General features: G+C 65.6%; 15 protein-coding genes. 14 read left to right on the top strand and 1 reads right to left on the bottom strand.

Translation table 11 applies throughout. From position 1 onward, the window contains the following. Window positions 1–7: 7 nt before the first annotated feature. The 10 genes from glmS (at window position 8) to E3T39_RS09565 (ending at window position 8,065) form a co-directional block, all read left to right on the top strand. Window positions 8–1,858, top strand: coding sequence for a glutamine--fructose-6-phosphate transaminase (isomerizing) (gene glmS / locus E3T39_RS09520; protein ID WP_134514695.1), 1,851 nt, complete (start codon window positions 8–10; stop codon window positions 1,856–1,858). Between the two features lie 19 nt (window positions 1,859–1,877). Next, window positions 1,878–2,234, top strand: coding sequence for a holo-ACP synthase (locus E3T39_RS09525; protein ID WP_134514697.1), 357 nt, complete (start codon window positions 1,878–1,880; stop codon window positions 2,232–2,234). Between the two features lie 47 nt (window positions 2,235–2,281). Beyond that, window positions 2,282–3,352 (top strand): alanine racemase, encoded by a 1,071-nt coding sequence (alr, locus tag E3T39_RS09530; protein WP_134514817.1) that lies wholly within the window; start codon window positions 2,282–2,284, stop codon window positions 3,350–3,352. Then, window positions 3,345–3,863: a tRNA (adenosine(37)-N6)-threonylcarbamoyltransferase complex ATPase subunit type 1 TsaE gene (gene tsaE / locus E3T39_RS09535; RefSeq protein WP_198416116.1), complete on the top strand. Its 519-nt coding sequence runs from the start codon at window positions 3,345–3,347 to the stop codon at window positions 3,861–3,863. The genes alr and tsaE overlap by 8 nt, the downstream gene beginning before the upstream one ends. Window positions 3,864–3,930: 67 nt before the next feature. Further along, window positions 3,931–4,698 carry a sulfite exporter TauE/SafE family protein gene (locus E3T39_RS09540; protein WP_134514699.1) on the top strand — a complete coding sequence of 256 codons (768 nt, stop codon included), beginning with the start codon at window positions 3,931–3,933 and terminating at the stop codon, window positions 4,696–4,698. A gap of 44 nt (window positions 4,699–4,742) precedes the next feature. After that, window positions 4,743–5,378 carry a tRNA (adenosine(37)-N6)-threonylcarbamoyltransferase complex dimerization subunit type 1 TsaB gene (gene tsaB / locus E3T39_RS09545; RefSeq protein WP_134514701.1) on the top strand — a complete coding sequence of 212 codons (636 nt, stop codon included), beginning with the start codon at window positions 4,743–4,745 and terminating at the stop codon, window positions 5,376–5,378. Beyond that, the gene (gene rimI / locus E3T39_RS09550) at window positions 5,375–5,881 is read left to right on the top strand and encodes a ribosomal protein S18-alanine N-acetyltransferase (RefSeq protein ID WP_134514703.1); all 507 of its coding nucleotides are present in this window, start codon (window positions 5,375–5,377) and stop codon (window positions 5,879–5,881) included. Before tsaB ends, rimI begins: the two co-directional genes overlap by 4 nt. Continuing rightward, window positions 5,878–6,948: a tRNA (adenosine(37)-N6)-threonylcarbamoyltransferase complex transferase subunit TsaD gene (gene tsaD / locus E3T39_RS09555; RefSeq protein WP_134514705.1), complete on the top strand. Its 1,071-nt coding sequence runs from the start codon at window positions 5,878–5,880 to the stop codon at window positions 6,946–6,948. The genes rimI and tsaD overlap by 4 nt, the downstream gene beginning before the upstream one ends. An 84-nt stretch (window positions 6,949–7,032) precedes the next feature. Continuing rightward, window positions 7,033–7,560 carry a DUF4190 domain-containing protein gene (locus tag E3T39_RS09560; RefSeq protein ID WP_134514707.1) on the top strand — a complete coding sequence of 176 codons (528 nt, stop codon included), beginning with the start codon at window positions 7,033–7,035 and terminating at the stop codon, window positions 7,558–7,560. A gap of 103 nt (window positions 7,561–7,663) precedes the next feature. Further along, entirely contained in the window at window positions 7,664–8,065 is a 402-nt protein-coding gene (locus E3T39_RS09565) for a hypothetical protein (RefSeq protein ID WP_134514709.1), read from the top strand. 52 nt (window positions 8,066–8,117) lie between these two features. Here E3T39_RS09565 and E3T39_RS09570 read toward each other — a convergent pair whose 3' ends face one another. Further along, a complete protein-coding gene (locus tag E3T39_RS09570) occupies window positions 8,118–9,323 on the bottom strand; it encodes a class I SAM-dependent methyltransferase (protein WP_134514711.1) in 1,206 nt (401 codons plus the stop codon). A gap of 125 nt (window positions 9,324–9,448) precedes the next feature. Here E3T39_RS09570 and groES point away from each other — a divergent pair, with 125 nt between their 5' ends. From groES to E3T39_RS09590, 4 genes are all read left to right on the top strand, one after another. Further along, window positions 9,449–9,745 carry a co-chaperone GroES gene (gene groES, locus E3T39_RS09575; RefSeq protein ID WP_092107311.1) on the top strand — a complete coding sequence of 99 codons (297 nt, stop codon included), beginning with the start codon at window positions 9,449–9,451 and terminating at the stop codon, window positions 9,743–9,745. Between the two features lie 99 nt (window positions 9,746–9,844). Next, a complete protein-coding gene (gene rarD, locus E3T39_RS09580) occupies window positions 9,845–10,789 on the top strand; it encodes an EamA family transporter RarD (RefSeq protein ID WP_134514713.1) in 945 nt (314 codons plus the stop codon). A gap of 102 nt (window positions 10,790–10,891) precedes the next feature. Continuing rightward, on the top strand, window positions 10,892–11,599 hold the full coding sequence (locus E3T39_RS09585) for a type 1 periplasmic-binding domain-containing protein (protein ID WP_134514715.1): 708 nt from the start codon (window positions 10,892–10,894) through the stop codon (window positions 11,597–11,599). Window positions 11,600–11,726: 127 nt separating this feature from the next. Further along, the gene (locus tag E3T39_RS09590; RefSeq protein WP_134514717.1) at window positions 11,727–13,031 is read left to right on the top strand and encodes an ABC transporter substrate-binding protein; all 1,305 of its coding nucleotides are present in this window, start codon (window positions 11,727–11,729) and stop codon (window positions 13,029–13,031) included. Window positions 13,032–13,111 lie beyond the last annotated feature (80 nt).

A 13,111-nucleotide genomic window follows, 5' to 3' on the forward strand; every position in this document is an offset into this window, starting at 1 on the left:
GTCTACTATGTGCGGAATCGTAGGTTATGTCGGAAGCAACAAGACCGTTGACGTTCTCATGAGCGGGCTCGGACGGCTCGAATATCGCGGGTACGATTCCGCGGGGATCGCCGTCATCGACGAATTTGGGGTGCTCAACACAGCCAAGAAAGCCGGCAAGCTGTCGGCCCTGACTGGGGAGCTGAAGGCCCACCCCATCAATGACGGCACGACCGGCATCGGTCATACCCGCTGGGCTACCCACGGTGGCCCGAACGACGAAAACGCGCACCCGCACCTCGGCGACAACAACAAGCTCGCCCTCATCCACAATGGCATCATCGAGAACTTCGCCCCGCTGCGCGATGAGCTGCTCGCCGAAGGCTTCAGCTTTCTGAGCGAGACCGACACCGAGGTCGCCGCAGTACTGCTCGGACGCGAATACCAGCGCGTCGGCGATCTGGCCGAAGCATTCCGCACCATCGTGGCGCGCCTCGATGGTGCCTTCACCCTTCTGGCCGTGCACCAGGACCAGCCCGGCATCGTCGTCGGCGCCCGCCGCAACTCCCCGCTCGTGATCGGACTTGGCGAGGGCGAGAACTTTCTCGGCTCCGACGTCGCCGCGTTCGTCGAATACACCCGCCGGGCCGTCGCGATCGGCCAGGACCAGATCGTCACCATTACAGCGGATGCCGTCACGGTCACCGACTTTGACGGCAACCCGGTCGAGACCGAAGAGTTTGACATCGCCTGGGACGCCTCGGCCAGTGAAAAGGGAGGCTGGTCCAGCTTCATGGCGAAGGAAGTCTCCGAGCAGCCTGATGCCGTCGCTAACACCCTGCGCGGGCGCATCACCGCCGAACAGGTCGTCGTCCCGGAGCTGACCGAATTCGGTGACGACGTTCTCGCTGGCGTCCGTCGTATCGTGATCATCGCCTGCGGAACCGCCGCCTACGCGGGTCAGACGGCCAAATACGCCATTGAAAAGTGGGCGCAGGTGCCGGTGGACGTCGAGCTCAGCCACGAGTTCCGCTATCGCGACCCGGTGCTCAGCGACGACACCCTGGTGGTCTCGATCAGCCAGTCCGGTGAAACCATGGACACGCTCATGGCCGTCAAGTACGCCATGTCGCTCGGTGCCAAGACCATCTCCATCTGCAACACGCAGGGCGCAACCATCCCGCGCGAGAGCGACGCGGTGATCTACACCCACGCCGGGCCCGAGGTTGCTGTGGCGTCGACCAAGGCCTTCGTAGCGCAGATCACCGCTCTCTACCTGTTCGCCCTGCATCTCGCCCGGGTACGCGGCAGCCTCAGTGCTGCCGAGCAGGCCACGCAGGTTGCCGAGCTGCAGTCCATTCCGGAGAAAATCGCCACCGTTCTCGGCGTAGAAGACGAGGTGCGTCAGCTGGCTCACCGGATGAGCCACACCCGCGCGGTACTCTTCCTCGGCCGCCACGTCGGCTTTCCGATCGCGCTGGAGGGTGCGCTCAAACTCAAGGAGCTCGCCTACATCCATGCCGAAGGCTTCGCCGCCGGTGAACTCAAGCACGGCCCGATCGCGCTGATCGAGCCCGGCCAGCCGGTTTTCGTCGTCGTGCCGAGCCCGCGCGGCTCAGCCCATCTGCACCCCAAGGTCGTCTCCAACATTCAGGAAATCCGCGCCCGCGGTGCACGCATCATCGCCATCGCCGAGCTCGGCGACGCCGCGGTACTCCCTTTCGCCGACACCGTCATTCACATTCCGCTCGCGGCACCCCTGTTCGAGCCGCTGCTGGCCGTGGTGCCGCTGCAGATGTTCGCCATGGAGCTCGCCATCGCCAAGGGCCTCGATGTCGACCAGCCGCGCAACCTCGCGAAGTCCGTCACGGTCGAATAGTGCTGGTTGAGACGGCGCAGTGATCAAGGGCATTGGGGTCGACGTGGTCGACCTGGCGCGCTTCGTCCGCCAGGTCGAGCGCACGCCGCGCCTTGTGCCGCGGTTGTTCGCGGAAAGTGAACGCGGTCTGCCGGTGCACTCCCTGGCAGCGCGTTTCGCCGCCAAGGAAGCCCTGATCAAGGCCCTCGGCGACAGTGTGGGCGCCACCTGGCACGAGATGGAAATTGTGAACGACCCGCACGGCAATCCGGAGTTTAAGCTCAGCGGGGCGGCCCTGGCGGCCCTGACCGAGCGTGGCATCAGCCGGGTGCACGTCACCATGACGCACGATGCGGGCGTAGCCTGCGCCTTCGTCGTCGCCGAGGGGGAACGGTGAGCGGTTTTCGCGAAGCGGTGGTCGACCTCGCCGCCATCCGCCACAACATGGCCCATCTGCGTGCTGTCGCAGGCACCCCGCACGCCATGGCCGTTGTTAAAGCCAACGCCTACGGTCATGGCGCTGTGGCGGTGGCGCGCGCTGCCCTCGCAGGCGGAGCCGACTGGCTCGGCGTCGCCGATATCGACGAAGCACTGGCCCTGCGTGACGCCGGAATTGACGCACCGATTCTGGCATGGTTGCACGACCCCGACGCCGATTTCAGCGCCGCGATCGACGACGATGTCACCCTCGGGCTCTCCTCAGTGCAACAGGTGCAACAGGCAGCGGATGCAGCCAAGGAACTCGGCCGGAGTGCATCCGTTCATCTGAAACTCGAAACCGGTCTCAGCCGGAACGGCGTGCACGAAAACGACTGGGCGGAGGTCTTCGCACTCGCTGCCGCGCTCGAGCAGGTCGGGCTGCTGCGCGTCGACGGTGTCATGAGCCACCTCGCCAACGCGTCGGCGTTCGACGACCAGCAGGCCCTCGAATGCTTCGAACGCGGCGTCGCCGCCGCCCGCGCGGCCGGGCTGACCCCCACGCTCGTGCACCTCGCATCGTCCGCAGCGGCACTGCGACTGCCGGCCGCTCGCTTCACCATGGTGCGATTGGGCATCACCATCTACGGGCTGTCTCCCTTCGACGACGCCACCTCGGCCGATCTCGGCTTGATTCCGGCGATGACCCTGCGCGGCCGGGTAGCCCTCGTGCGCCGGGTCAGCGCCGGCGCCGGTGTCTCCTACGACTACCTGTGGCGCGCGCCGCAGGATTGCACGCTCGTGCTCGTGCCGCTCGGCTATGCCGACGGCATTCCCAGGCAGGCGTCGGGTGCGGCCCTTGTGCATATCCACGGCGAGAACTACCCCCTCGTCGGCCGGGTGGCGATGGACCAGTTTGTCGTGAACCTCGGCTCCAAAAACCCGGGCGTGGCCGTCGGTGACGAGGTCGTACTGTTCGGCGACCCGGCTACGGGTGCGCCGAGCGCCACCGACTGGGCCGATGCCGCTGGCACGATCAACTATGAGATCGTCACGCGAATCGGGCCCCGGGTGACGCGGCGACACATCAATGGCTGAGCTGCACCGCACGATTGCGGATGCGGCGGCGATGCACCGCCTCGGGGTGAACCTCGCGGGGATTCTGCGGGCCGGTGACCTCGTCGTGCTCACCGGGCCGCTCGGGGCTGGCAAGACCACGCTGACGCGCGGCCTCGGCGAGGGGCTGCGGGTGCGTGGCGCCGTGACCAGCCCCACCTTCGTGCTCGCTCGCACGCACCCGAGTCTCGTGGGCGGGCCGCCGTTCGTGCATGTCGACGCCTACCGCCTCGGCAGCGCCATGGAACTCGACGATCTCGACATCGACTTCGCCCGCTCCATCGTCGTGGTCGAGTGGGGTCGCGGCCTGCTCGATGGCATCACCGAATCCTGGCTGGACATTGAGATCGAGCGACCGCAGGGCCGGGCGCTCGTGACGCCGGAAACGGTTGCTGCAGCATCCGTTCTCGATCTGGATCACGACCTGGATGAGCCGCGTACCGTGACCCTGGCCGGTCACGGCCCCCGTTGGGCTCGTCTGGCGTTGGTCTAGCGTGTCCGTCGGTGCCGCTGTCGGCGCCGTACCCGTTGAACACTCGAACACAGGGGACTCTCACTAAATGACTCTTCTTGAAGGCGCGATCATTCTGGTCGCCGGAATCATCGCTGGCATCATCAACGTGGTAGCCGGCGCGGGGACCCTGATCACTTTTCCTACGCTGCTGGCCCTGGGCGTCCCGCCGATCACCGCGAACGTGTCGAACACCGTTGGTCTGGTCCCCGGGTCGGTCGCGGGTGCCTACGGGTACCGGCGGGAACTTAAGTCACAGTGGCGGCCGGTGGCCTGGATGGCCGTGTTTTCCGCTGTGGGTGGCGTGACCGGAGGCTTGCTGCTGCTGATCCTGCCGCAGGAGGCCTTTTCGGCGGTCGTTCCGTTCCTCTTGCTGTTGGCCGCAGTGCTCTCGGCGGTGCAGCCTCGAGTGGCACGGTACGTTCGGCGCAAAGCGCCCGAAGGAACCATCACCGACACACGCCCGATCACGTTTGGTTTAGTACTCGGCATTCTCGGCACGGGGGTTTACGGGGGATACTTCGGAGCCGCCCAGGGCGTGGTGCTCCTGGCCCTGCTGGGAATCCTCTGGTCCACCGACATCCACCGGGCCAACGGAGCCAAGAACGTTCTGGCCGGAATGGCCAACCTCGTGTCGGCGATCATTTTCATCTCGAGCGGAACCGTGGACTGGGTGATCGCCCTGTTGATCGGCGTGGGGTCTGCCTTCGGCGGCTGGATCGGTGCCCGTATCGGTCGGCGCCTCTCGGCCCCGGTGTTGCGCACGATCCTCGTGGTCGTTGCACTGACGGCCGCCGTCGTGCTCTTTCTGACGTGAACGCTCCGCGCCCGGACGCCCGCCGCAGCGCCTAGGCTGAACTGGTGCTACTTGCCATCGATACCTCCGCCGGCACGAGCGTAGCCGTCGTCGACCTCCACCGTGGCGTGATCGCCGAACGCGCCGAAGCCGACACGATGCGTCACGCCGAAATTGTCGGCCCCTTCATTCTGGAGTGTCTCCGGGAGGCGAACATTTCGCCCGAAACGCTCTCCGGAGTGGTCGGCGGTATGGGCCCAGGCCCGTTCACCGGCCTGCGCGTCGGCATCGCCTCGGCCCGCGTCTTCGCTCTCGGCGCCGGCAGGCCGCTCGTGCCGGTGATCAGCCACGACGCCATCGCCTATGGCCACTACCTCCGTGGCCATCACGGCCCGCTCGTGGTCGTCACCGACGCCCGGCGCCGTGAAGTCTACTGGAGCGCCTATTCCCAAGCGGATGCCACGGGCCTGCCCGTGCGTGTGGGCCCACCCGGTCTGGCCAAGCCGGCCGAGCTCGACGACCCGAACTGGCTGCACGCGGGCTGGAACCGCCTCGACGCTGCCACGGTTTCGGCTGGGGAACTCGGTATGGTCGCCGAGCTGACCCACTCGCACCACCGTTCGTTCGCACCCGATGAGCCGCTCTACCTGCGCTCGCCCGATGTCACGCTCTCTGCCGGCCCCAAGCGGGTAAGCCGATGACCTGGCAGCTGCGCCGCGCGCATGAACACGACCTCTCGGCCATCATGCACCTCGAAGTCAACATCTTCGAGAACGATGCCTGGTCTGCGCCCATGATGGCGCGCGACCTCGGCGACCCGGCCTGCTATTACCTCGTCGCTTTTCCGCCCGATGACCCGAGCAACGTTGAAGCGTACGCCGGATTGCTCGCGCCGCAGGGAGCTACCGAGGGCGACATTCAGACCATCGCCGTTGCCGACTCGGCCCGCGGGCGCGGACTCGGCCGTGTACTCATGCAGGCGCTCATCAGCGAGGCCCGCAAGCGAGGCGCCCGGCTGATCTTTCTCGAGGTGCGGGCCGACAACCCTGGGGCCCAGCGCCTGTACGAACGTCTCGGTTTCATCGAGGTCGGGGTGCGCCGCGGTTACTACCAGCCCGACAACGTCGACGCCATCGTCATGCGCCTGAATATTCCCGAACTGGAATCTATGCTCACTTCTCCAACAGCAACCGTGCCAGTATGAACCGCACCGACCCCCTCGTGCTCGGCATCGAGACCTCCTGCGACGAAACCGGCATCGGCATCGTGCGCGGAACCACTCTGCTGTCCAATACCATTGCGAGCTCGATGGACGAACACGCCCGCTACGGCGGCGTCGTACCGGAGATCGCGGCCCGCGCCCACCTCGATGAACTCGTGCCAGCCATCAACGCGGCCGTCGCCGAGGCCGGTATCCGCTTGGCCGACCTGGACGCCATCGCCGTCACGTGCGGGCCGGGACTCTCCGGCGCTCTGATGGTCGGCGTCGGCGCCGCGAAGGCGCTCGCCGTTGCGCTCGACAAGCCCATCTACGCGGTCAACCACCTGGTCGGCCACGTTGGGGCCGACCTGCTGCGCAGCGACATCGACGCCAGCGACACCGAACCTCTGGAGTACCCGACGATCGCGCTGCTGGTCTCCGGCGGACATACCTCGCTGCTGCTGGTGCGCGACCTGGTCAGCGACGTCGAACTTCTCGGCGAGACCATCGATGATGCCGCTGGCGAGGCCTTCGACAAGGTGGCCAGGCTGCTGTCGCTGCCCTATCCAGGCGGACCGCAGATCGATCGGGTCGCCGCCGACGGCAACCCGAAGGCCATTCGCTTTCCGCGCGGGCTCAGCCAGCCCAAGGACATGGCCGCGCACCGCTACGATTTCTCTTTTTCGGGGCTGAAAACGTCGGTCGCCCGCTTCGTTGAACAGCGTCAGGATGCCGGCGAGCCGGTACCAACGGCTGACGTCGCGGCGAGTTTTCGCGAGGCAGTCGTCGATATTCTGCTCACCAAGGCTCTTGCGGCCTGCGCCGACTACGGCGTGCCTCGGCTGCTGCTCGGCGGCGGTGTCATCGCTAATCATCGGCTGCGTCACGTAGCCACCGAGAGAACGGATGCCGCCGGCATCGCCCTGCGTATCCCGCCCCTGTCTCTGTGCACCGACAACGGCGCCATGATCGCCGCCCTGGGCGCGCAGCTCATCATGGCCGGGCACGAGCCTTCAACACTTGAATTTGGCGCCGATTCCACCCTGCCGGTCGACCAGATTCAGGTATGACCCGCCCCGAAAGTCACCGACTTGCAGGCTCACGCGATATTCTGGCTCAGCGACCCCAAATTTCCCGCACAAAGGAGAACGCAGATGTCTGATCCCACCCAGCCCCCCGCCAATCCGACGCGCAACGATCCGACCAGCAGCACGCCGGCCAGCAGCGACCCGACGAGCTCCAGGCCGACCGGTCCCAGCGCGCCCCCAGCCCACGAAGCTCCGGCCGCACCGTCCTACCCGGCCGCGCCAAGCTACCAGGCGCCGGGAGGCCCGGAAGCGCCGGCATACGGGCAGGCTCCGGTTTACGGTCAGCCGGCCGCGTATGGCCAGCCGCCGGCCTACGGCCAGAATCCGTACGGCCAGCAGAACCCGCAGGACAAATACAACGTACTGTCGATCATTTCGCTCGTTACCTCGATCCTCCTCATCTCCGTTGTCGGTATCATCACCGGCCACATCGCTCTGAGCCAGATCAAGAAAACCGGCGAAAAGGGACACGGGCTCGCTCTCTGGGGGACCATCCTCGGTTACGTTGGACTGGTCGGCGGCACCATTCTCGCTATAACCATGATCGCCTTGGTGATCGCCGCGGCCTCCACGGGCGCGGGCTACTACCCATAGCGACGCCGCGCTGGCCCCGTCCGGGGCCGCCAGGCACGTTTCGACCGACTCCGGGTCGATCCCAACGAGCTGATCGCCTGCGATTCGCGGCCAGAGGACAGCCATGACGATACCCCACCAGCACGATGACGTCTCGGCGCAGCTGGGCTACACGCGCGCTCCCGCGCCGCCTGGCAGCCAGCTCGACTGGGCGTCTACGGTTACCGCTCCGACCGAGTTCGTGCCGTACATCTACACCGCGGCGGAGGTGGAGCGCATCACCGGCCGCCGCCGGCTCTCGATCGCCGCGGTGAGTTGTGGCCTGGCCGGGCTCGGCCTGGGAGTGATTGGGGTGTTCGGTCTGCCCCTGGCGCTCATCGCCATCACCCTCGCGCTGATCGCGCGCAACACCGAGAACCGGGCGCGCACTCTCTGGCTCAGTGGTCTCGTGAGCGGTCTCGTTGGGGTTCTACTCGCGGCCGGCTGGATCGTCTACATCAGTCAGACCGTACTGCCCCTGCTTTAGGGCGGCCGCGCACCGAACTTCGAAGCTTCGCCGGTGGCACGCAACTCGCCTGCTAGCGCACGCGCTCCACGAGCAGCGCAACGCGATGCCCGGCCGCCCGCGTCAGAATCAGGGTCGCAGACTCGGGTCCCTTGAGCTTGAGCCGAGTACGCAACGTCGCCGGATCCACGTCGACGCCGCGCTTTTTGATTTCGAGGGTGCCAATCCGTCGCTCGAGCAGCGCCAGCCGTAGCTTCTTCTCGTCGAAGGGCAGGGTCTCAAGCACCCGGAATGCGCTCGCGAACGGTGTTGGAGTGAGCATGTCGTTGGTCAGGTAGGCGATGCCCTCGCTCAACATGTGAGCGTCCAGCGAGCGGGCCAGATCACCGATGAGCCGCGCTCGAATCACCGCGCCGTCGGGTTCATATACGTAATTTCCGAGGGTGCCCGCTTCAACGTCTGCACTGTCTTCGGGAGCCGTCAGTTCGTGCGTGCCGTCGGGAGTTAAGAGCAGTGCCGATCGACGGATGCCGGGGCGCGCGAGTGCGCCAAACCAGAGCCCCATCTCCACCAGCTGGCCATCCACCGACACCCATTGGGCCTCCGCGTCGACTGGAATCTGATCGCGGTCATGACCGGGCCCGAGCTTCATCCCGAGCGGCAAGCGGGTGGCCAGCAGGTATGCGAAGTCGAGTGAGGGGGAGTAGTCCTCGGAGCGGGTCAGCCGCGTCGTATTGCTGTGTCCGCTCGTGCGGCGCGCCGGGTCGAGCCAGACCGCGTCGAAACCGCCGAGGTCAAACGTCTCCGCGTCGGCCTGCAGGGCAGAGGCGTTGGGAAACGGTGCGAGGTTGAAGCTCGCGACGGTCGCCGTGACCTCATCGGCGTCGATGGCGACGACCGGCAAGTCCAGGGCGGCGAGGGCCATGGCGTCGCCGCCGATGCCGCAGCCGAGGTCGGCGACCCGCGGTGGGTGACCGAGAGCTGTACCCAGCCCGGCGAACCGGCCGGCGTGCAGCGCGGCGACCCGCAATCGTGTCGCCTGTTCCAGGCCAGCCTCGGTGAACAGCATCCGCGCGGCAAATTCACCGAACTTGAGTGTGGCTTTCGCTCGCAGCCGGGACTGGCTAAGCACGGCCGACACGAGCCCGGCGGCGTGGCCCGCCTTGCGCAGATCGCTCACGAGCTTCAGCACATCACCGCTGCCGTCGTAGGGCGGCAGGGAGTCCAGTAGTCGCAAACTCGCGGGGGAAAGCAGCTCGACGAGTTCGGTTCTATCCATGCTGCAACGCTACCAAAATGACCCCCATCTGGCACTCACGTTGCGTGAGTGCCAGAAGCCCCCTAAACTTCACTTGGCACTCTCGCTGTGAGTCTGCTAACCCAAATCTTAGAAAGAGGTCAACCGTGTCGGTCTCCATCAAGCCGCTCGAGGATCGCATCGTCATCAAGCAGGTCGATGCCGAGCAGACCACCGCATCAGGTCTGGTCATTCCTGACACCGCGAAGGAAAAGCCCCAGGAGGGCGAAGTTGTTGCAGTCGGCCCCGGCCGCATTGACGACAACGGCAACCGCGTCCCCCTCGACATCGCCGTCGGCGACAAGGTGATCTACTCCAAGTACGGCGGAACCGAGGTCAAGTTCGGTGGCGATGACCTTTTGGTTCTCTCCGCTCGCGACGTGCTCGCCGTCGTCGTACGCTAGGTAGTTCTCTTCGTTCCTAGTCTCTAGACTGAAACTCCCGAATGGCATAGCCGTTCGGGAGTTTTTGTTTGCGCACTTTCTGTTCCGCAGGAGAAGATCATGACGGATGCTGCCGCATCGGCCCGCACGACGGCCCAGTCCACGCACCGTACCGGCCTCATCTTTGGCGGTCTCTCCTACGCTCTCTGGGGTGTGCTGCCGCTCTACTTTCTACTGCTCGCACCCTCCGGCGCGTTTGAAATCGTGGCCTGGCGGGTGCTGTTCTCGCTCGTCTTTTGCGTTCTGATCATCACGGTCACCCGCACCTGGACGGTGCTCGGGCGAGCCCTGCGGCAGCGGCGCCTGGTTTGGACCATGGGCCTGGCCGGGGTTTTTATTTTCATCAACTGGCAGACCTACGTGATCGCCGCGACCACCGGACACGTTGTCGAAGCGGCCCTTGGCTACTTCATCAATCCGATCGTTACCGTGTTGCTCGGTGTTTTCGTGCTGCGGGAACACTTGCGTCGGCTGCAGTGGGTGGCCATTGTAATCAGCTTTGTCGCCGTCGTCGTTCTCGCCGTCGGATACGGATCACTGCCATGGATCTCGCTCATTCTCGCGTTTTCCTTCGGGCTGTACGGTCTGATCAAAAAGCGCGTCGGTCCGAGCGTGGATGCCGTCACCGGCCTCACCCTTGAAACCGCGTGGCTGGCCCCGGTCGCCATCGTGCAACTCGTTGTCGTCTCGGGACTCTCCGGGCTCACCTTCGGCACGGTGTCGCCCTGGCATACAGCAGGCCTGCTCGCGGCCGGCGTCATCACGGCGGTACCGCTGCTGTTGTTCGCCGCGGCCGCGCGGCGCCTGCCGCTGACCGTGCTCGGGCTCATTCAATTCGTGGCACCGGTGCTGCAGTTCCTCGTGGGTGTGTTCATTCTGGGCGAGACGATGCCGTTCGAACGCTGGGTCGGCTTCGGCCTGGTCTGGGTCGCCCTGATCATTTTGACGGTCGACATGGTGGCGTCCGGCCGCACTCCCCGGCGCAGTTCCCTCGAACCGGCCTAGCTCCCTCAAGCCGGCCAAGCTCCCTCGATCCGGCCCGCGCCGGCCAGCCGATACGCTGGACCAACAGCTTGCGCCACCCCCCGTCAGTACCAGAGGATCCACATGCCCCGTCGCCCCATGATCGCCGCCGTCTTGCTCCTTGCCCTGGCCCTGGCCGGCTGTGCCGCTGCGCCGGCGGCAAAGCAGAGCACGACCCCAACTCCAGTCGCTAGCACCAGCCCGATCGGCGACGGCACGCTGAGCATCGGCACGCTGTTTCCCATGACCGGTGCTAATGCCGCGAGCGGCGCGGCCCAGGTGGCCGGCACCGAAATCGCCGTGCGCGACATCCTCGCCGACCAGACCATTCCCACCCAACCCGTGCAGCTCATTCACCGCAACTCCGCCAGCGACCTCGCCGCCGCCTACGCCGACCTCGCGGCGCGCGGCGTAGACCTGGTGCTGTGGGACGCAACGACAGCGTTGCCAGCGGATGCTGAAAGCGCCGTTGGCAACGCCGCCATCGTGGCCCTCATTGACTTTGCCAACGGGGGAACCCCGCTCGCCGCCGACGAGGAGTTCACTGCGCGGCTGAAGACCGCCGACCCGGCGCTTACCGCCACGGCTGGCGGTGCGGAAGCATACGACGGGGTAGTCACGGCAGCCTTGGCCGCCGTTATTAGCGGGGACGATGGTGGTGCCTCGCTCGAAGCGGGCTGGCCCCAGGTGGTTTCTGGATCCGCCGTGTGCGCATCTTGGGGAGAGTGTGTATTTGCCCTGACGGAGAAGCAGATCGTTGATTATCAAGGGATTACCGGCCGTCGTTCGTAACGATTTGGTCGCATTACAAAGTTCTCCCATCAGGGGGTATGTTTCTGGGCCCTTGATTGCCTACTCTGACACCACGGCAGTCAACCGGCTGACCAGTCTTACCCCTCTTTATTAATCAAGGAGCAACATGAGCGTTTTCGCGAAGGCCTCGGCCTCCCGCTCCGTTCGTACCCTCGTTACCGGTGTCGCCCTCATCGGCGTGAGCGCCCTTTTGCTCACCGGCTGCAGCAATGGCGCTGCTACGGCGCCGGTAGAATCAGCAGCCCCCACTGCGGATGTTGCCGCAGACTTCAAGCCCGTCGAGGCTGGTGATCGTGATCTTTCCCTGAAGATCGGTACCATCCTCCCGCAGAGTGGTGGACTGGCCTTCCTCGGCCCGCCCGAAGAAGCCGGCGTTCAGCTCGCTGTCAACGACATCAACGCGGCGGGGCTCGGCATCACCGTGGAAGCAATCTTCCGCGACTCGGGCGATACCACGACCGACACCGCCACCGTCTCCGTGACCGACCTGCTGTCGCAGGACGTCACCGCGATTGTCGGTGCAGCCTCCTCGGGTGTGTCCAAGACCGTGATCGACCAGATCACCGGTGCCGGCGTCGTGCAGTTCTCCCCGGCCAACACGTCGCCGGACTTCACGTCCTACGCTGACAACGGCCTGTACTGGCGCACCGCGCCGTCTGACCTGCTTCAGGGCGAGGTGCTGGGCAACCAGATCGCCGACGACGGCAACGCCACCCTCGGACTCATCGTGCTCAACGATGCGTACGGAACCGGCTTGGCCAAGGCCACTCGCGCGTCGTTTGAAGCCGCCGGCGGAGAAATCGTCGCCGAGTCGCTCTTCAATGAGGGCGAGTCCAACTTCGCGTCACAGATCGCTGAGGTCACCGCTGAGGCGCCGGACGCCATCGCTCTGATCACCTTCGACCAGTCCAAGGTCATCGTTCCTGACCTGGTCGCCGGTGGTTTCGCTGGTGACAAGCTGTACTTCGTCGACGGCAACCTGAAGGACTACAGTGCCGACTTCGCAGCCGACCTCATCACCGGTTCCAAGGGCACCCTGCCCGGCCTTGACACTGCCACGCTCGGTGACTTCACCGAGCGCCTGCTCGAGGTCGATCCGGCGCTGACCGACTACAGCTACGCGGCGGAGTCGTACGATGCCGTGATGCTGATCGCCCTCGCCGCTTACGCGGGTAACGACGTCTCCGGTGAGTCGATTGCCAGCTACCTGCGTCAGGTCTCCGGCGGAACCGGAGACGGCACTACCGTCACCGACTTCGCCGCGGCGGCCGAAGCCTTGGCAGCGGGAGAGCAGGTCAACTTCGACGGCTTCTCCGGTCCCATCACGTTCGATGAAAACGGCGATCCGACCGAAGCGACCATCGGACTCTACGAGTACCAGGCCGACAACACGTACGTTCGCACCAACTAGCTCCACCGCACGACCTGGTTCTATCGCGTGAAGGAAAGGGCCCCGGCTTTGGTCGGGGCCCTTTTGCATGCTCCTGAGGC

This window comes from Cryobacterium suzukii (genome assembly GCF_004403185.1).
Lineage (GTDB): Bacteria > Actinomycetota > Actinomycetes > Actinomycetales > Microbacteriaceae > Cryobacterium > Cryobacterium suzukii.